This is a genomic window from Streptomyces tanashiensis, from assembly GCF_014648895.1.
Classification (GTDB): Bacteria; Actinomycetota; Actinomycetes; order Streptomycetales; family Streptomycetaceae; genus Streptomyces; species Streptomyces tanashiensis.
The window spans coordinates 227116-245517 of record NZ_BMRZ01000004.1 but is presented as its reverse complement, the minus strand read 5'-3'; the positions used below and the strand labels follow the sequence as shown (position 1 = coordinate 245517).

General features: G+C 73.9%; 14 protein-coding genes. 8 read left to right on the top strand and 6 right to left on the bottom strand.

The window, feature by feature from the left end; all coding sequences use genetic code 11:
• Positions 1-98: 98 nt before the first annotated feature.
• Positions 99-764: a GOLPH3/VPS74 family protein gene (locus IE237_RS16850; protein WP_189802777.1), complete on the top strand. Its 666-nt coding sequence runs from the start codon at positions 99-101 to the stop codon at positions 762-764.
• A gap of 34 nt (positions 765-798) precedes the next feature.
• Here the strand turns inward: IE237_RS16850 and IE237_RS16845 are convergent, their stop codons facing one another.
• The gene (locus IE237_RS16845) at positions 799-2217 is read right to left on the bottom strand and encodes a polysaccharide lyase 6 family protein (RefSeq protein ID WP_189802776.1); all 1419 of its coding nucleotides are present in this window, start codon (positions 2215-2217) and stop codon (positions 799-801) included.
• A 543-nt stretch (positions 2218-2760) separates the two neighbouring features.
• Here IE237_RS16845 and IE237_RS16840 point away from each other — a divergent pair.
• Positions 2761-6522, top strand: a complete 3762-nt coding sequence (locus tag IE237_RS16840; protein WP_189802775.1) for an Ig-like domain-containing protein — start codon at positions 2761-2763, stop codon at positions 6520-6522.
• 55 nt (positions 6523-6577) lie between these two features.
• Complete coding sequence (locus IE237_RS16835; protein ID WP_189802774.1) at positions 6578-7921, top strand: hypothetical protein; 1344 nt, start codon at positions 6578-6580, stop codon at positions 7919-7921.
• Positions 7922-7999: 78 nt separating this feature from the next.
• Here the strand turns inward: IE237_RS16835 and IE237_RS16830 are convergent, their stop codons facing one another.
• A complete protein-coding gene (locus IE237_RS16830) occupies positions 8000-8938 on the bottom strand; it encodes a DUF4232 domain-containing protein (RefSeq protein WP_189802773.1) in 939 nt (312 codons plus the stop codon).
• Between the two features lie 107 nt (positions 8939-9045).
• On the opposite strand from IE237_RS16830, the gene IE237_RS16825 reads away from it, so the two are divergent.
• A complete protein-coding gene (locus IE237_RS16825; RefSeq protein ID WP_189802772.1) occupies positions 9046-9399 on the top strand; it encodes a VOC family protein in 354 nt (117 codons plus the stop codon).
• Between the two features lie 55 nt (positions 9400-9454).
• Here the strand turns inward: IE237_RS16825 and IE237_RS16820 are convergent, their stop codons facing one another.
• Entirely contained in the window at positions 9455-10846 is a 1392-nt protein-coding gene (locus IE237_RS16820) for an NAD(P)/FAD-dependent oxidoreductase (RefSeq protein WP_189802771.1), read from the bottom strand.
• 149 nt (positions 10847-10995) lie between these two features.
• The gene (locus IE237_RS16815) at positions 10996-11853 is read right to left on the bottom strand and encodes a PaaX family transcriptional regulator (RefSeq protein WP_189802770.1); all 858 of its coding nucleotides are present in this window, start codon (positions 11851-11853) and stop codon (positions 10996-10998) included.
• 156 nt (positions 11854-12009) lie between these two features.
• Here IE237_RS16815 and IE237_RS16810 point away from each other — a divergent pair, with 156 nt between their 5' ends.
• The 4 genes from IE237_RS16810 to IE237_RS16795 are packed head-to-tail and all read left to right on the top strand — an operon-like array spanning position 12010 to position 15841.
• Positions 12010-12921, top strand: a complete 912-nt coding sequence (locus IE237_RS16810; protein WP_189802769.1) for an SDR family NAD(P)-dependent oxidoreductase — start codon at positions 12010-12012, stop codon at positions 12919-12921.
• Between the two features lie 53 nt (positions 12922-12974).
• Entirely contained in the window at positions 12975-13814 is an 840-nt protein-coding gene (locus tag IE237_RS16805; protein WP_189802977.1) for an amidohydrolase family protein, read from the top strand.
• Positions 13815-13824: 10 nt separating this feature from the next.
• Positions 13825-15342 (top strand): acyl-CoA synthetase, encoded by a 1518-nt coding sequence (locus IE237_RS16800; protein ID WP_189802768.1) that lies wholly within the window; start codon positions 13825-13827, stop codon positions 15340-15342.
• Between the two features lie 43 nt (positions 15343-15385).
• Positions 15386-15841, top strand: coding sequence for a MaoC family dehydratase (locus IE237_RS16795; protein ID WP_189802767.1), 456 nt, complete (start codon positions 15386-15388; stop codon positions 15839-15841).
• 68 nt (positions 15842-15909) lie between these two features.
• On the opposite strand, the gene IE237_RS16790 is transcribed toward IE237_RS16795, so the two are convergent.
• Together IE237_RS16790 and pcaDC are read right to left on the bottom strand one after the other, a co-directional pair.
• Entirely contained in the window at positions 15910-17091 is a 1182-nt protein-coding gene (locus tag IE237_RS16790) for a 4-hydroxybenzoate 3-monooxygenase (RefSeq protein ID WP_189802766.1), read from the bottom strand.
• Positions 17092-17118: 27 nt separating this feature from the next.
• Positions 17119-18309 (bottom strand): bifunctional 3-oxoadipate enol-lactonase/4-carboxymuconolactone decarboxylase PcaDC, encoded by a 1191-nt coding sequence (gene pcaDC / locus IE237_RS16785; protein ID WP_229842737.1) that lies wholly within the window; start codon positions 18307-18309, stop codon positions 17119-17121.
• Between the last annotated feature and the right edge of the window lie 93 nt (positions 18310-18402).

Sequence of the window (18402 nt, the reverse complement as noted above, 5' to 3'; positions counted from 1 at the left end):
CCCGCCGTGGGTCCCTGATCGTCTTCCCTCCCGTAGGGGTGGCCCGGTGAGCAGGGAGAACGGCCGGGCGCCGGAAGCGGTGGAGAAGAGGAGTCGCGGTGGCGGTCACGCTCGCGGAGGAGATCATGCTGCTGTCGCTGGACGACGAGTCCGGGGCGGCGAAGGAACGGCAGTCCGCCGCGTGGGCCGTCGCCGGCGGCATCCTGCTGGACCTCGTCCTGGCCGGGCGCGTGGCCGTGGAGGAGGGGCGGCTGCGGGTGACGGACCCGACGCCGACCGAGACTCCGCTGCTCGACGGCCGGCTGCGGCAGCTCGCCGAGTGGGCGGGCCGCAGGAGCCGGGACCCCAAGGTCACCGAGTGGCTGACCAAGGACCACACGAAGGCCGTGAAGGCCACGGCCGAGAGCCTGTGCGCACGGGGCCTCGTGCGCGAGGAGCAGCGCAAGGTCCTGGGCGTCTTCCCCGTCACCCGCTACCCGGAGGCGGACGGCGCCGCCGAGCGGGAACTCCGGGACAGGCTGCGGGCGGTGGTCCTCGACGGCGCCGAGCCCGACGTCCGCACGGCGGGCCTCGTCGGCCTCGTCCACGGCGCGAAGCTCCACCGCCTCGCCTTCCCCGGCGTCCCGCACAAGGAGATCGCCGCGCGCCTGGACGAGATCGCCGCCGGCCAGTGGGCGGGAGAAGGCGTCCGCCGGGCCATCCGCGACATGCAGGCCGCCATGGTCGCGGTCACGACCGTCACGGTGCTGACGGCCACGAGCTGACCCCCACCCGGGCGCCGGGTGGGGGACGCGGCGGTCAGGACGCGTTCGGGCCCACGTCCGTGGGGGTCAGGGGGCGGCGGATCGGGGCCAGGGACGAGTACTCGTCGGCGCCGACGTCGCGAGCGGCGCCGCGGGCGTGGCCGTCGATGTCCTCCGGGACCGGCATGCCGGTGAGCGTGGCGGCGCCGATGGCGGGGCTGTCCGCCGCGAGGCGGAAGACGCCGTCCGTGGACTGCGTCAGGCGGGGGTCGACCCGGGTGTAGCCGGCGTTGGGGAGGGTGCCGTCGGAGGCGGCGCCCCAGAGGATGTTGCCCTGCCAGATGAAGCCGGTGGTCGCGCCCATCGCGACGAGGCTGCCGCTGTCCCCGACGAGGAGGTTGTCGGCGACGACCACGTCGCGCGGCTCGTGGGCGCGGGTCTCGCCCGAGAGGGAACTCTTGTTGGCGCGCAGGGTGTTGTGCACGATCACCGCGCGGTCGCAGGCGTCGTTGCCGCGCCGCTCCTCGGTGGTCTCGCCCGCGTGGTGGTCGCGCGTGGTGCCGCTGCCGATCACGAGGGCGCGGCCGGTGAGGCCGGCGAGGTGGTTGTTGACGACGAGGTGGTCGTTTCCGTAGAGGCGGATGCCCTCCTTGCCGCCGAGCAGCCAGTTGCCCTCGACGGTGGAACCGTTGCCGTGGCGCAGCACGATGCCGCCCTGGCTGTCGCGGATCGTGTTGAACCTGATGGTGTTGCCGGAGGACTTCACCGAGATGGCCTCGGGGTCGCCGTCGCACCGCTCGAACAGGTTGTACTCGACGATCGCGTCGGCGCTGGACAGTGCCCGGCTGCTGACGCCGAGCCGGATCGACTCGCCGCCGTTGGCGCCCGTGTAGGCGTGGCCGGAGAAGTGGTTCCTGAGGACGTGGAGGCGCTGGGCCACGGCGGTCGTGCCGGGGCCGTCGACGACGAGGAAGATGCCCTGCGTGGTCCGGTCGTGGAAGTGGTTCCGGTCGATCTTGGCGTCGTCGCCCTCCACGAGGACCCAGTCGAGGCCGTCCACGTCCGCGAACCGGATGTCGTTACGGGTCAGCCGGATGCCCGTGGTGCCGGCCGGGATCTCCAGGGTGCCGCTCTGCCGGAGCGCGAAGCCGCTGATGGTGACGGCGCTCGCACCGTCGAGGACGAAGCTGCGCGGACCGCGCAGGACGGCGCCGCCGCGGGTCTGCGAGACGATCGTGATGCCGCTGCGCCCCGAGACGTCGATGGCGCCCCCGGAGGGAACGGTGTACGTGCCGTCGGCGACGACGATCCGGTCGCCGGGGACCGCGCGGTCGATCGCGCTCTGCAGCGCGCTGAGCGAGGTGACCGGTGCCGGCTCGGCCGCCGCGGCGCCGGTGGCGAGCAGGGTGTCGAGCGGGACGGCGGCGGCCGCCGTACCGAGCAGCGAGCCCTTGAGGAAGGTACGTCGTCGCATGATGCCTCCTGGAGTGGGGGAAGTCGTCGTTCTGTCCGCGGTGACCGGGAAGCCGTGCGCGCGGGACGCCGAGGCGGCCCTGACCGGTCGGGGCCCGGTGCGGGCCCCCACGGCCCGCACCGGGTCCCGACCGGTCAGGGCCGGTTTCCGGACACCGCCTCCCCGGCGGCATCGGCATGTCCTGGCCGGTGCCGCCCCCTCGACGGCACCCGCCAGGACGACGGCCGCCACGGCGTCCGTCTCGGTCCCGCTCATTCCGGTCTGTTCCTCGGAACGCGTCGGCGGGCGCACGGGACGGATGGTCGCCCCTCCCCTGCCTGCCGACAGGCACCACTCTGCCCGGCGACGCTCACGTCTCACTCACGTTCCGCTAACGCGCGGGGAAGCGTGCGTCCGGCGCGGACGGCTCCCGGCCCGCCCTCCGATCGGGTGGACCCGAGGTACGGAACCGGCCACCGGGGCGTTCGCGTGAGACGGCCGGTTCACGATGAGGCCGGCGGAGCGCCCGGTCTTCGTCCTCGTGCGCCCACGTGAAGGGGAGAGATGGCCGGCCGACGCAGGGCGATCGCCCGACTCCTGACGACGTCCCTGGCGGCGGGCCTGCTGGGCGGGCCGGCCGCCGGGGCCGCCGTCCCCGCGACGCACGGGCCCGTGGCTCCCGGGGCCGCCGCCGTGGCCCCCGCCCTTCCCGGCGTCCCGGCCGCCGACCAGACGACGATCTCGCACGACACCCTGCGCACCGGCTGGGACCGCGACGAACCGGGGCTCGCCCCCGACCAGGTGTCCAGCTCGGACTTCGGGCTGCAGTTCTCCACCGCCGTCGACGGACAGGTCTACGCCCAGCCGCTGGTCGTGGGGCGCACCCTGGTCGCGGCCACCGAGAACAACAAGGCGTACGGGATCGACGCGGCCACCGGAGCCGTCGGCTGGACGAGGGACTTCGGCGCCCCCTGGCCCGCCTCCGCCATCGACTGCGGCGACCTGGTGCCGAACATCGGGGTCACCTCGACACCGGTGTACGACCCGGCGAGCGACGCCGTGTACCTCACGGCCAAGGTGAACGACGGGCCGGACGTCCAGCACCCCGGCTGGTACGTGCACGCGCTGGACCCGGTGACCGGCGCCGAGCGCGCGGGCTGGCCCGTGAAGGTGACGGGTGCGCCGGTGAACGACCCGGGCCGGGCGTTCAACCCGTACACGGCGGGTCAGCGGCCCGGGCTTCTGCTCATGGGCGGTTCGGTGTACGCGGCGTTCGCCTCGCACTGCGACCGGGGGCCGTACGTCGGCTACGTCCTGGGGGTGAACACCGCGACGCGGCGGACGACGCTGTGGGCCACCGAGGACTCCTCCGCCGACGGCATGGCGGGCGTGTGGATGAGCGGGGGCGGTCTGGTCTCCGACGGGCCCGGCCGGATCCTGCTGTCGACGGGCAACGGTGTCTCCCCCGCGCCGGGGCCCGGCAACCTGCCGCCGGGCCGGCTCGCGGAGTCGGTGGTCCGGCTCGGGGTGAACAGTGACGGCACGATGTCGGCGCAGGACTTCTTCAGCCCCTCCGACGCGCCGCTGCTCGACCAGAACGACACCGACCTCGGCTCGGGCGGCCCGGTGGCCCTCCCCGAGCCGGTCTTCGGCACCAGCCGGTATCCGCGGCTCCTCGTCCAGATCGGCAAGGACGGGCGGCTGTTCCTGCTGGACCGGGACGATCTCGGCGGGCGCAGCCAGGGCCCGGGCGGCACTGACAGGGTGCTCGGGACCTTCGGTCCGTACGAGGGCGTCTGGGGGCATCCCGCGGTGTACGGCGGGCAGGGCGGTTACGTGTACACCATCGGCAGCCGGGGGCCGCTGCGGGCGTTCGCGTACGGGCTCACCGGCTCGGGCCTGCCGGGGCTCACCAACACGGGCAGCAGCGCCGAACGGTTCGGCTACACGTCGGGGTCGCCGGTGGTGACGTCCACGGGGACCGATCCGGGTTCGGCGCTGGTGTGGGCCGTCGCCTCGGACGGGGCGAACGGCGCCGGGGGGCAGCTGCGCGCGTACGACGCGGTCCCGGTGAACGGGGCACTGCGGCTGCGCTGGTCGGCGCCGATCGGGGTGGCCTCGAAGTTCGCGGTGCCGGCCACCGACGGCGGCCGGATCTACGTGGGGACCCGGGACGGGCATGTGATGGCCTTCGGCCGCCCCGCCAACACGGCCCTGACGGGCGAGCCGGTGGACGCCGGCGAGGTCGCGGTCGGGGCGACGGGAACGGTGACGGCCACGGTCACGGCGACCCGGGACGTCACGATCACCGGGGTGAGCACACCGGCGGGAAGCGCCTTCTCGGCCGCCTCCGCGGGTCTGCCCCGTACCCTGCGGGCCGGTGAGACGCACACCGCCCAGGTGTCGTTCGCGCCGACCGTGCCCGGGCCGGACACCTCGGCCCTGACCTTCGCCACCGATCTGGGCGACAGCGCGCTCGGCCTCACCGGGTACGGGACCCGGCCGGGCCTCGTCGCGTCCCCGGCCGCACTCGACTTCGGCACGGTGGCCACGACGACGCGCAGGACGCTCGGCGTCACGTTCACGAACACGGGGACGGCGGACGAGACGATCACCTCGGTCTCCCCGCCCGGCAGCCCCTACACCGCGTCCGACCTCCCGGCGGCCGGCACGGTCGTCCCGCCGAGGCAGTCCGTCAACGTGCAGGTGGCGTACGTGCCGACGGTCGCCGGCCAGGACACCGGGACGCTCGCCGTCACCGCGACGAACGGCACGGTCTCCGTCGGCCTGGGCGGCACCGCCGTGACCGGCCGGGCGCAGCTCACCATCACGCCCACCTCGACCGACTTCGGGCAGGTGAGGGTCGGCGAGTCCGTGACGAAGACCTTCGACATCAGCAACACCGGCAACATCCCCCTCACGCTCACCAAGGCGAAGGCCCCGGCCGCTCCCTTCCACGTCACCGATCCGGTCAGCGAGGGCCAGGTCCTCGGCCCGGAGGACGTCGTCCACCAGGCCGTCACCTTCTCCCCCACCTCCCTCGGCAAGGCGACCGCCGCGTACGAGCTGACCTCCGACGACGGGAGCGGGCCGCACAACGAGACGCTGACCGGGTCCGGCATCGCCGGGACCACGGTCACCGTTCCCACCCCCGGAGCGGGCGGCTGGAAGCTGAACGGCTCCGCGCGGATCTCCGGCGACGACCTCCAACTGACCCAGGCGAGCGCCTCCCAGCGGGGTTCGGCGGTCTGGCCCGTGCCGGTGCTGACCGACGGGCTGAAGGCCTCGTTCACCACGGTGATCGGCGGCGGCACCGGTGCCGACGGCCTCACGTTCTCCCTGCTCGACCCGGCGAGGACCACACCGTCCGCGCTCGGAGGGGTCGGCGGCGGCCTCGGCTACGCCGGGCTCCCGGGCGTGGCCGTCGCCTTCGACACCTTCCGGAACCCGGGCGATCCGTCGGCCAACTTCGTCGGCATCGCCACCGGGGGCAGCGGCTCGGCCCTCGCCTACGCGTCGACGACGTCGAGCGTGCCCGCCCTGCGGTCGGGCACCCACACGGTGTCCGTCGCGGTCACCGGCAAGACCGTCACGGTCTCCCTGGACGGCGTCCAGCGGCTGCGGACCACGGTCGCCTCGCTCCCCCCGGCCGCCCTGCTCGCCTTCACCGGCGGCACGGGCAGCGTGACCGACATCCACGCCGTGCGCGGCGCGTCCATCACCGCGGCCTCGTACGCCCTGCCCCCGCCCGGCCCCAACGGCTGGACGTACAACGGCAGCGCGGCGCTGTCGGGCACCGACCTCGTCCTGACCCCGGCCCAGACGTACCTGAAGGGTTCCGCGATCCAGGCGACCGCCGTGCCCTCCGCCCGGCTGAAGGCCCGCTTCACCGCCACGCTCTCCGGCGGCACCGGCGCCGACGGGCTCGCGCTGCTGCTCCTCGACGCGACCCGCGCGACGCCGACCGCCCTCGGCGGCGGGGGCGGCGGCCTCGGCTTCAGCGGTATGACCGGGGTGGCGGTCACCCTGGACACGTACCGCAACCCCGGGGAGCCGTCGTCGAACTTCGTGGCCGTCGCCACCGGCAGCACGGGTGCCGCCCTCCGGTACGCGGCCACCTCGACGGCCGTGCCCGCGCTGCGGACGGGCAGCCATGCCGTCGACGTCGCCGTGACCGCCGCCGGCCGGCTCGTCGTCCTGGTCGACGGCGCCCAGGTCATCGACGTGGCGGTGACGCTCCCGAGGAACGTCCTGGTCGGATTCTCGGGCACCACCGGCGGTTTGACAGATCGTCATGTGGTCACGGGAGTACGGGTCGGGTACTGAGGTACTCTGCACGCCTTTCGGAGCACCTACCCGATCTCTTCGAATGAGGCGAGCGATGCAGATGACCGCATTGAGCCGGACCTACGTGGACGAGTGCCTGCGCGGGGACGGCGGGCTCGCGACGGCCGTCACGCGGGCCGAGCTGCCGCCGGCCTTCGAGGCGGCCTGGCGCTCGCACCTGCTCCCCCGGCCCTGGTTCGTCCGGGCATCGGAGACGGACGCGTTCGCTCGGGACCTGGAGGGGCTGTTCGACCTCCTCCTGTCGCTGCCGGAGCGGCTCTTCGACGGGGACGTCGAGCGGTACGCGGCCGAGATCGGGCTCGAACCGGCGCTGGTGGCGCTGCTGCGCCGGGCCGGGTCGGGCGTCCCCGCCAAGCTGGGCCGCGCCGACGCGTACCACGACGGCACGGCCTTCAAGCTCCTGGAGTTCAACCTCGGCAGCGAGGTCGGCGGCCTCGACATGGACGTGTTCGACCAGGCTCTGCTGCGCGTCCCCGAGTTCGCCGGCTTCGCGCGGGAGCACGGCCTCGGCCACGTGGACATCGCCGCGCGGATGGCCTCCGTCCTGCGCGACCGGGCCCGACCCGCGCTGTCCGGCGCGACGGAACCGGTGATCGGGCTGATCGAGGGGCGCGGCGGCATCGGCCCGTACGGACGGCTGATGCGCGCCACCCAGGAGGCGATGGCCGCGCAGGGCCTCGACCTGAGGATCGGCGAGATCGGCGACGTACGCGCGCGTGCCGACGGAAAACTCACCCTGGACGGCACCCCGCTCGACCTGGTGCTGCGGAACTTCGCGGCGAGCCAGCTGCTCGACGACCCGGACGGGCCGGAAGTGGCGGAACCGTTCTTCCGTGCCCACGCGGCGGGCAGGACCGTGCTGTTCACGTCCCTGGAGAGCGGTCTCTACTCGCACAAGAGCGCCCTCGCGCTCCTCTCCGACCCGCGCGGGCGCGACGCGTTCGACGCCGAGGAGCGGGCGCTGGTCGAGCGGGTCCTGCCGTGGAGCCGGGCGCTGCGCGCCTCCGGCCCGGCCGAGCTGATCGACCTCTGCCGGGAACGGCGGGAGCGGCTCATCCTCAAGCCCGGGGCCGGGTACGGCGGTCTGGACACGTTCGTCGGCTGGGAGTCCACCGACGCCGACTGGCACAAGGCCCTGGACCTCGCCGTGGAGCGCGGCGGCTACGTGGCGCAGGAGCGGGTCGTGCCGCACCCCGAGCCGGTGTACGACCCGGAGACCGGGACGGTGGACGACTGGATCGCGGCGCTGGGCTTCTTCCTGACCGACGACGGGTACGCCGGTGCGCACGCGCGGGTCAACCGTGCCGACGGCGGCGCGATCGTCGGGATGAGCAGCAACCCGGACACCCGCATGGTCGGGGTGTTCACGCACCCCTGAGGGTCGGCCCCTGAGGGTCGCCCCTTGAGGGTCGGCCCCCTGAGAGTCGGCCGCTCAGAGAGTCAGCCCCTCTGAAGGTCAGCCCCTCTCCTCCTTCTTCCAGGGGCCGACGCCCAGCCTGCCCGTCGTACCGAGGTCGAACTCGGGGATCACCGTCACCGGCGCGGCGCCGGGCTTCGCCCACACGCGCGCGTAGGGGGCGTTCACCGGGGCGCCGGCCTCGGTGGTGTTGCGCCAGACGAGTCCCGCGTACGCCCGCTCACCGGGCTTGAGCGCGAGCGGGCGTGCCGGGCCGTCGGCCCCGGTGCCCGTGGCGACGGCCTCACCGCCCCGGAGGACCGTCACGCCCTCGACGCGGTCGTGGTCCTCGTCCCGGAGCTCGACGCGGGGGTGGCCGTCGAGCCGGTACGTGGCGGTGCCGCAGTTCTCCAGGTGGAGGCCGACGACGCGCAGGCCCATGGCGGCATCGCCCTTGTCCGCGTACACGCGCACGCCCGAAGGCGGGCAGGCGCCGCCTTCGGAGGGCGCCTCCGTGGTGGGGACGCTCCGCACCTTCACGACCTTCGCGCGCGCGATCCCGGCGGAACCCGGGGGGAGGCCGCCCGCGGTGACGGTGCGTCGCACGCTCGCCCCGGGGGCGACGGCCGGGACCGTGTCCTCGGCACTCGTCATCGCCTCCCCGGCCTCCGAGAGGAACTGGAGGGTGACGGTGTAGGTGAAGGGCTCGGCCTCACGGCTGGTGAGGGAGTACGCGGCGCAGGGGCGGGGGCCGTCGCCGGTGACGCTCTCGGTGCCGGTCCCGGGACCGGTGCTCGCGGCGGGGCCGCCGGTCATGCCCGTCCCGATGAGCGTGACGCCGTCCTCGGCCGGTGACGCCGGGGCCTCCGGTCGCGCGCCGCACCCCGCGGTCGGGGTGGCACTGCCACCCCCCGCGGCTCCCTGGTGCTCGGTTCCGCAGGCCGTGAGGAGCAGGAGGCCGGCGAGGGCGGCGGGCAGCGTGTGACGGGTGCGGCGCATGGGAGTAGTTGATCAGGTCGCCTCCTCCCGCGAGCGAGGCGGGTGGGTGGAGCGGGCGTGGGTGTGGTGTCGGCCCGGCCCCGGGGTCGTCCTGGCAGGATGGCGCCATGGAACGAGTGCTTGGAATCGGCGGGTACTTCCTGCGGGCCGCCGACCCGGCGGCCCTGGGCGCGTGGTACCGCGACTGCCTGGGTCTGGACGCCGACGAGAACGGCCTGTGGCAGCAGGAGGCCGGACCGACGGTGTTCGCGGCCTTCGAGTCCGGGACCGACTACTTCGGGTCCCCGACGCAGCGGACCATGCTGAACTTCCGGGTCCGCGACCTGGACGCCATGCTCGCGCAGTTGCGCGCCAAGGGCGCGGACGTGGCCGGCGAGACACAGGACATGGCGGGTGTCGGCCGCTTCGGCTGGGTGACCGACCCGGAGGGCAACCGCGTCGAACTGTGGCAGCCGGCCTGACAGCACGGGCACCGACCCCGTCGAACCGGTCGGGGTGCGGCGTGCGCGGTGCGGGTCAGCTGTCGAAGCCGAGGCCGAAGCGGTCGAGGGTGCGCAGCCAGAGGTTGCGGTGTCCCTCGTTGCGGTCGGCGCGCGCCATCGACCACTTGGTGATGCCGATGCCGATCGAGCGGACGGGCTCGGGCGGGAAGGGCAGCGGCTTGCGGCGTACGAGTTCCAGCTCGGTGCGCTCGGTGTGCTCGCCCGCGAGCAGGTCGAGCATCACGTCGGCGCCGAACCGGGTGGCGCCGACGCCGAGGCCGGTGAATCCGGCGGCGTAGGCGACCTTGCCGCGGTGGCTCGTGTCGAAGAAGACGCAGAAGCGGGTGCTGGTGTCGATGGCTCCGCCCCAGGCGTGACTGAAGTGGACGCCTTCCAGCTGCGGGAACGTCGTGAAGAAATGCCTGGCGAGCGTCGCGTAGGTCTCGGGGCGGCGGTCGTGCTCGGCGCGGACCGGGCCACCGTGGTGAATGGCGTCGTAACCGCCCCACAGGATGCGGTTGTCGGCGGAGAGCCGGACGTAGTGGAACTGGTTGGCGCAGTCCGCGAAGCCCTGCCGGCGGGTCCAGCCGACGGAGGCGAGCTGCTCGTCGGTCAGCGGTTCGGTCATCAGCGCGTAGTCGTACACGGGGACGGTGTACGGGCGGTGGCGCCGGATCAGGGACGGGTAGGCGTTGGTGGCGAGCGCGACGCGGCGGGCGGTGATCCGGCCGTACGGCGTGCCGACGCTCACGACGGCGCCGCGTTCGTCGAGCGAGGTCGCGGGGGTGTGTTCGTGGATGCGGACACCGAGGTCGAGGCAGGCCCGCTTGAGGCCCCAGGCGAGCCGGGCCGGGTTGACCATGGCGACGTCGTCCCTGTTCCACACGCCGCCGAGGAAGGTCGGGGAGTCGATCTCGGCGCGGACCGCGTCGGCGTCGAGGAGGAGGGGGTTTCCTCCGTGGCGGGCGGCGGCTTCGGCCTCCTCCGCGAGGCCGGCGAGCTGGTAGGGCTCGGTGGCGACGACGAGGGAGCCGGTGCGCTCCCAGTCGCAGTCCATGCCGTAGCGCTCGACGGCGTCCTCGATGCCCTGGAGGTTCTCACGGCCGAGGCGTTCCAGGCGGCCGATCTCCTCGGGCCAGCGCTGGAGGCCGTTCGCGAGCCCGTGGGTGAGGCTGGCCTCGCAGAATCCGCCGTTGCGGCCGGAGGCGGCGCCGCCGGCCTCCTCGGCCTCGACGAGCACGACGTCGGCGGAGGGGTCGCGCTCCTTGGCGAGGAGGGCGGTCCACAGGCCGGTGTAGCCGCCGCCGACCACGAGGAGGTCACAGGTGGTGCCGCCGACGAGGGCGGGGGCGGGCCGCGGCCGGCGGGGGTCGTCGAGCCAGAACGGGGTGTGGTCGACGTCCCGGAGCGAGCTGAGGTGGTCCATGGGTGTCCTTCGGGGTCGCGGAGACACCCGGGCGCGGGGCGTCTCCGAAGTGCCGCCCATGAGACTCCGCCGCGCACGACAAGGTCAATGGTGTTGACGTAAGGGCGCGCGGGGCGTCCCCGTTCCGCGCCCCCGACCGGTTCCGCGGGTCAGGCCTCCGGGTCCCAGCGGTCGAGGATCTCCTCCCCGATCCGGCGGGCCCCCGGCTCGAAGCGGGCGGAGAGCTCGCGGAAGAGCGCCTCGGCGGCCTCGGCGGGCCAGTCGGCGGGCAGGTGCTCGGCGGGCAGGTGCGGATCCCGGCGGACCAGGTCGAGCCAGTCGGTGTGGAGCAGGAGCAGCCGGCCCAGGTCGTCGCGCGCCTCGCCGGGGGCGGCGCCGTCTCCCCAGCGGGCCAGGAAGGCGCGGTAGCCGTCGGCGATCGCGTCGACGTCGAAGGCGGTACGGAGCAGGGGGCCGGCCTCGGTGGGTGCGGCGGCCTCGCCGTGGAAGGCCCTGATACGGTCCCCGAGCCCGAGCTCGGCCGCCATGGGGGCGACGTCCACCCGCCCGGGGGCCACCCAGAGGCCGCTCTGCAGCGGGCCGAAGCCCGCCCACACGAGGCGGGAGCGCAGGTCGTGGCGTTCGCGGCGCCAGGACTCGGGCAGCGAGAAGCCGACCAGGGTCCAGGTGCCGTCCCAGGCGCGGTTGACGGCGCCGGTGCGGTGGATCCGCTCCTGGCCGTCGGCGAGGACCTCCGCGGCGCGGGGGGTGAGCGAGAAGTACATCCGGCGGCCTCGGCGGTGCCGTTCGAGGAGTCCGCGGCCGACCATGCGGGTCAGCGTCGAGCGGACGGCGTCCTCGCCGACGTCGACCCGGGCGAAGGCGTCGATCACGCTCGCCGAGGACAGGGCGGTTCCGGTGCCGAGGACGTGGATGCCGAAGAAGGTCAGCATCAGGGACTGGGGGCGGGGCGGAGAGCCGGGCTCGGCGGGGGGACCGGTCTCTGCGGTCGGGGCGGGCTGCGTCACGGGGACAGCGTAGGGCGGGTTCGCGGAACCGGCCCCCAACATTCGGCAATTCATTGACGGCCGACACAAGAATGCCTAACTTGATGGCTCGACGGTGCGTGACCGGTCGCGATTCCCCGCGCCCCGCACCGCGTTCACGGGAAAGGACCCCCGTTCATGACTCCAGTGGATCTCTCCGGCAAGGTCGCCGTCGTCACCGGCAGCGGCCGCGGACTCGGCCTCGCCTACGCCCGCTCGCTCGCCGCCGCCGGCGCCGCCGTGGTGGTCAACGACGTGGACACCGAAGCCGCCGTCGAGGCCGTTCGCCTCCTCACCGCCGACGGCGGCCGGGCCGTCGCCGAGGTGGTGCCGGTCGGCTCCGCCGAGGCCGCCGAAGCCCTCGTCGCCCGCGCCGTCGACACGTACGGCCGGCTCGACGTCATGGTCACCAACGCCGGCGTCCTGCGGGACCGGGTGCTGTGGAAGATGACGGACGAGGACTTCGACACGGTCGTCGAGGTGCACCTGCGCGGCACCTTCACCTGTGTCCGCGCCGCCGTCGAGCGGATGCGCGCCCAGGGCGAGGGCGGCCGGATCGTCGTCGCCGGCTCCCCCGCCGGCCAGCGCGGCAACTTCGGGCAGACCAACTACGCCGCGGCCAAGGCCGGGATCGCCGCCATGGTGCGCACCTGGGGCATGGAGCTGGCGAAGGCCGGCATCACCGCGAACGCCGTCGTCCCGGTCGCCGCGACCGCCATGACGAGGACGATCCCCGCCTTCGCCCCGCACGTCGAGGCCCTGGAGCGGGACGGCGTCGCCTTCCCGGACAGCCTGCGCAAGGGCGAGGGCTTCGGCACGCCCGAGGACGTCGCCGGCCTCGTGACCTTCCTCGCCTCGGACGCCGCCGCGGGCGTGACCGGCCAGTGCGTCGGCATCGGCGGCGACAGGCTCTCCCTGTGGTCGCATCCGCGGGAGGTGTCGGTCGCGTACGCCGACGGGGGCTGGAGCGCCGAGGCGATCGCGGCCGCCTGGCCGGTGACCGTCGGGCGCACCCCGGAGACCTTCGGCATCCCGGCGCCGCGGCTGTGAGCGGCGACGGTCCGGTGTCCCACCCGGACGTGGAGGCGCTCGTCGCCATCGACATGCACACCCACGCCGAGGTGTCGCAGAAGGGCGGCGCATCGCTCTCCGCCGAGCTCGACGCCGCCGCGGGCGCGTACTTCAAGGCGGAGCACCGCCACCCCACCCTGCCCGAGATCGCCACGTACTACCGCGAGCGGCAGATGGCCTGTGTGGTGTTCACGGTGGACGCGGAGTCGGCGACCGGCGTCCCGCCGGTGCCGAACGAGGAGATCGCCGAGGCCGCGCTGCGGAACCCGGACGTGATCATCCCGTTCGCCGGTGTCGATCCGTTCAAGGGAAAGGCGGCGGTCCGTCAGATCCGGCGGCTCGTCGACGAGTTCGGGGTCCGGGGCTTCAAGTTCCATCCGAACATCCAGGCCTTCCACCCCAACGACCGGATGGCGTACCCGCTGTACGAGGCGATCGAGGAGGCCGGTGCGATCGCGGTCTTCCACACCGGGCAGACCGGGATCGGCGCGGGCGCGCCCGGCGGCGGTGGCATCCGCCTGAAGTACTCCGACCCGATGGACGTGGACGACGTCGCCGCGGACTTCCCCGGCATGCGGATCGTCCTCGCCCACCCGTCCTTCCCCTGGCAGGACGAGGCCCTCGCGGTGGCCACCCACAAGCCGCAGGTGTACATCGACCTGTCGGGCTGGTCCCCGAAGTACTTTCCGCCGCAGCTCGTCCGGTACGCCAACAGCCTCCTCAAGGACAAGGTGCTGTTCGGCTCCGACTTCCCGCTGATCTCCCCGGACCGCTGGCTGGCCGACTTCGCGGAGCTCCCGATCAAGGACGAGGTCCGTCCGAAGATCCTCAAGGAGAACGCGGCCGCGCTGCTCGGTCTCACCCGAAGCTGAGGGGTACCCCATGCGCAACCAGGGCATCGGCTCCTGGCCCGCCCGCCGCGACCGCAGGTCGCCCCGGCGCACCGCCCTCCTGCACGAGGGCCGCCCGATCGACTACGCCGAACTCCACGGCCGCTGCACCCGGCTGGCCCACGCCCTGCGAGGCGCCGGGGTGGAGCGCGGGGACCGGGTGGCGTATCTCGGCCCCAATCACCCGGCGTTCCTGGAGACGCTCTTCGCGACCGGTCTGCTCGGGGCCGTGTTCGTCCCGCTCAACACCCGTCTCGCCGTACCGGAGTTGCTGCACCAGCTGGCCGACTCGGGCAGCGGAGTCCTGGTGCACGCCGGACAGCCGGCGGAGCGGGTCACGGAGCTCGCGGAAGGCGCCGCTCTCGCCACCCTCCTCGCCGTGGACGGCGGGCCGGGGGCTTCGTACGAGGAGCTGCTCGCGGCCGCTGCGACGGAGCCCGTCGACGAGGAGGTGGGGCCCGAGGACGTCTGCCTCATCATGTACACCTCGGGCACCACCGGCCGCTCCAAGGGCGCCGTCCTCACCCACGGCAACATCGTCTGGAACAGTCTTAACGTCCTCGTGGACACCGACCTCGCCGGCGACGAGGTGACCCTGGTCGCGGCACCGCTCTTCCACACGGCCGCGCTCAACATGAGCTGTCTGCCGACCCTGCTGAAGGGCGGCACGGTCCTCCTGGAGTCCTCCTTCGACCCGGACCGCGCCCTGCGGCTGATCGAACGGCACCGGGTGACCCGCATGTTCGGTGTGCCGACGATGTACGACGCGATGGCGGCGGCCCCCGGCTGGGCGGACACGGACCTCACCGGTCTGCGCACCCTGCTGTGCGGCGGCGCCCCGGTGCCGAGCCGCACCGTCCGCGCCTATCTCGACCGGGACCTCGCCTTCGTCCAGGGGTACGGCATGACGGAGACCGCGCCGGGCGCCCTGATCCTGGACCGGGCCGACGCGGTGAGCCGGGCCGGTTCGGCCGGCGTCCCGCACTTCTTCACCGACGTACGGGTGCTGCTGCCCTCCGGCGAGGAGGCGGCGCCCGGCGAGAAGGGCGAGGTCGTCGTCGCCGGCCCGAACGTCACCCCGGGCTACTGGAACCTGCCGGAAGCGACCGCCGCGGCCTTCCGCGACGGGAGCTTCCGGTCGGGCGACGTGGCCACCGTCGACGAGGACGGCTACGTGCGACTCGTCGACCGCCTCAAGGACATGATCATCTCGGGCGGCGAGAACATCTACCCCGCCGAGGTCGAGGACGCCCTGCTCGGGCACCCGGACGTCGCCGAGGCCGCCGTCATCGGCGTGCCCGACGCCCGCTGGGGCGAGGTGGGGCGCGCCGTCGTCGTCACCCGCGCGGGGGCGACCGTCACCGAAGGGGAGCTGATCGCCCACCTGGAGGGGCGGCTCGCCCGCTACAAGATCCCGCGGAGCGTCGTCCTCGCTCCCGCACTCCCCCGCAACGCCGCCGGAAAGCTGCTCAAGGCCCCGCTCCGCGCACGCTACGGCACCGAAGTCTGACATCCCCCCATCTTCTGTCGAGTACCTGTTGAGGAGTACCACCATGTCTCTCACCGTCCACGGCATCGACGAGATCAAGGCGCAGGCCGGGGCCGATCTCGGCCACAGCTCCTGGGTCGAGATCGCCCAGCCCCGCGTCGACACCTTCGCCGACGCCACCGACGACCACCAGTGGATCCACGTCGACGCCGAGCGCGCCGCCGAAGGCCCCTTCGGCGGCACCATCGCCCACGGCTATCTGACGCTCTCGCTGCTCATCCCGATGTGGAGCGAGCTGCTCCAGGTCGAGGGCGTGTCCATGGCCGTCAACTACGGCCTGAACAAAGTGCGTTTCCCCTCCCCCGTGCGCGTCGGCTCGAAGATCCGCGCGCACGGCCGTGTGGTGTCCGTGGAGGACGTCAAGGGCGGGGTCGAGGTCGTCGTGGACCTGACCGTGGAGATCGACGGTGTCGCCAAGCCGGCGTGCGTCGCCCAGGCGGTGTACCGCTTCTTCGCCTGACCCGTCGGTACGCGGAAGGGGGGCGGCTGCTTCGCGCAGCCGCCCCCCTTCCGTCTGTCGACGGTCCGTCAGTCCGTCCTGAACCCCACGTAGTTCTCGGCGAGCGAGGCCGATGCCGCCTCCGAACCCGCCAGGTACCGCAGGTGCGAGAGCCGCAGTGCACGGTCGAAGCCGGATTCGGCGGGGTCCGCGTGGAGCAGGGTGGTCATCGTGTACGAGAAGTGCTCGGCCCGCCAGATCCGGCGCAGCGCGGTCTCGGAGTAGGCGTCGATCGCCGTCTCGTCCCCCTGCGTGTGGTGCCGGGTGAGGGCCTGCGCGAGGAGGGTGACGTCGGCGACGGCGAGGTTGAGGCCCTTGGCGCCGGTGGGCGGCACGATGTGGGCGGCGTCGCCGGCGAGGAACAGACGGCCGTGGCGCAGGGGTTCGGCGACGAAGCTGCGCATCGGGGTGATGCTCTTCTCGGTGATCGGGCCGCGCCGCAGCGTCCAGTCGCCGTCGACGGCGAAGCGGGTGTCCAGCTCGTCCCAGATCCGCTCGTCGGGCCAGTTGTCGGTGGTGTCGTCCGGGTCCACCTGGAGGTAGAGGCGGCTGACCTGCGGCGAGCGCATGCTGTGCAGGGCGAAGCCGCGCTCGTGGTGGGCGTAGATCAGCTCGTCGCAGGAGGGCGGGACGTCGGCGAGGATGCCGAGCCACGAGAACGGGTAGGTGCGCTCGACGACCGTGAGCAGGTCCTCGGGGAGGGAGCGGCGGCCGATGCCGTGGAAGCCGTCGCAGGCGACGACGTACGCGCATTCCAGGGTCTCCTCCGCTCCCTCGTGGCGGTAGCGGACGGTGGGCCGGTCGGTGTCGGCACCGTCCACCGAGAGGGCCTCGGCCTCGAAGAGGACGGTTCCGCCGTCCTTCAGGCGCAGTTCGATGAGGTCCTTCACGACCTCCGTCTGGGCGTAGACCATGACCGAGCGGCCGCCGGTGAGGGACGGGAAGTCGATGCGGTGGGAGCGGCGGTCGAAGCGGAGCTCGATGCCGTGGTGCTCCAGGCCCTGGCGGTCCATCCGGGCACCGGCGCCGGAGGCGCGAAGCACGTCGACGGTGTCCTGTTCGAGGATGCCGGCGCGCTGGCGGCGCTCGACGTACTCCCGGTCGCGCCGTTCGAGGACGACGCTGTCGATGCCCTGCCGGTGGAGCAGGTGGGAGAGGAGGAGACCGGCGGGACCGGCTCCGATGATGCCGACGGTGGTGGTGCGGGGCATGGGTGACTCCAGGAGAGGTCGGAGGGTTCAGCTCGCCGCGTCTTCGGCGAGGACGCGCTGGGCCGTGGCGAAGGCGGCGTTGGCGGCGGGGACGCCGCAGTAGACGGCGGAGTGGAGCAGGACCTCCCCGATGTCCTCGGGGGTGAGTCCGTTGCGCAGCGCGGCCCGGACGTGCAGGGCGAGCTCCTCCAGATGGCCGTGGGCGACCAGCGCGGTGAGGGTGATGCAGCTGCGGGTGCGGCGGTCGAGTCCCGGGCGGGTCCAGATCTCACCCCAGGCGCAGCGGGTGATGTAGTCCTGGAAGTCGGCGGTCAGCGCCGTCGTCCGGGCGACCGCGCGGTCGACGTGCGCGTCGCCGAGGACCGCGCGGCGGACGGCCATCCCCTGGGCGTGCCGGCTGCCGTCGTCGGCGGGTGCGCCGAAGTGGCCGAGGAGTGCGGTGAGGACGGCCTGCGGGCGTTCGGCGGGGGCCAGGTGGGAGGCTCCGGCGAGCTCCAGGAGGCCCGCGTCGGGGATGGCGTCGGCCAGTTCGCGGGCGTGGGCGGGCGGGGTGGCCGGGTCGGCCCGGCCGGCGACGACCAGCGTCGGTGCGGTGATCCGGCCGAGGGCCTCGCGCAGGTCGTACGCGGCGAGGGCGTCGCAGCAGGCCGCGTAGCCGTCCGGGTCGGCGGCCCGCAGGTCGGCGAGGAGCCGGCCGGCGGTCCGGGTGGAGGCGAAGCCGGGGGTGAACCAGCGCGCGGCCGCCGTCTCCGCCAGGGGCGCGGTGCCCTCGGCGCGGACGAGTGCGGCGCGCTCGCGCCAGGCCGCGGGCTCGCCGAAGCGGGCCGAGGAGCAGACGACGGCGAGACCGGTGACCCGCTCGCGGTGGTGGACGGCGAGATGGGCGCCGACGGCGCCGCCGAGGGAGATTCCGGCATAGCCGAAGCGCTCGGCGCCGAGGTGGTCGGCGAGCGCGAGGACGAGGGCGGCGAGGTCGGCGACGGTGGTGGCCCCGGGGGCGGTGCCGGGCAGGACGGCGGCCGGAGTGCCGCCGTGCCCGGGGAGATCCCAGCGGACGACCCGGTGGTGCCGGGCGAGGGCGGCGGTCTGGGCGTCCCAGACGGCGAGCGAGGTCCCGAGGGAGGGCCCGAGGATCAGGACGGGGGCGTCGTCGGGGCCGTCGACGCGATGGTGGAGAACGGGCGCGCGGTGCCCTCCGGGGGTGGAGGGGACCGGGATGGCGGGCGCCGCGTCGGCGTCGGTCCCCACGGGGGTGCGGGGCGCCTCGGGGAGGTCGGTCCCCACGGAGGTGCCGGGCACCTGGGCGGCGTC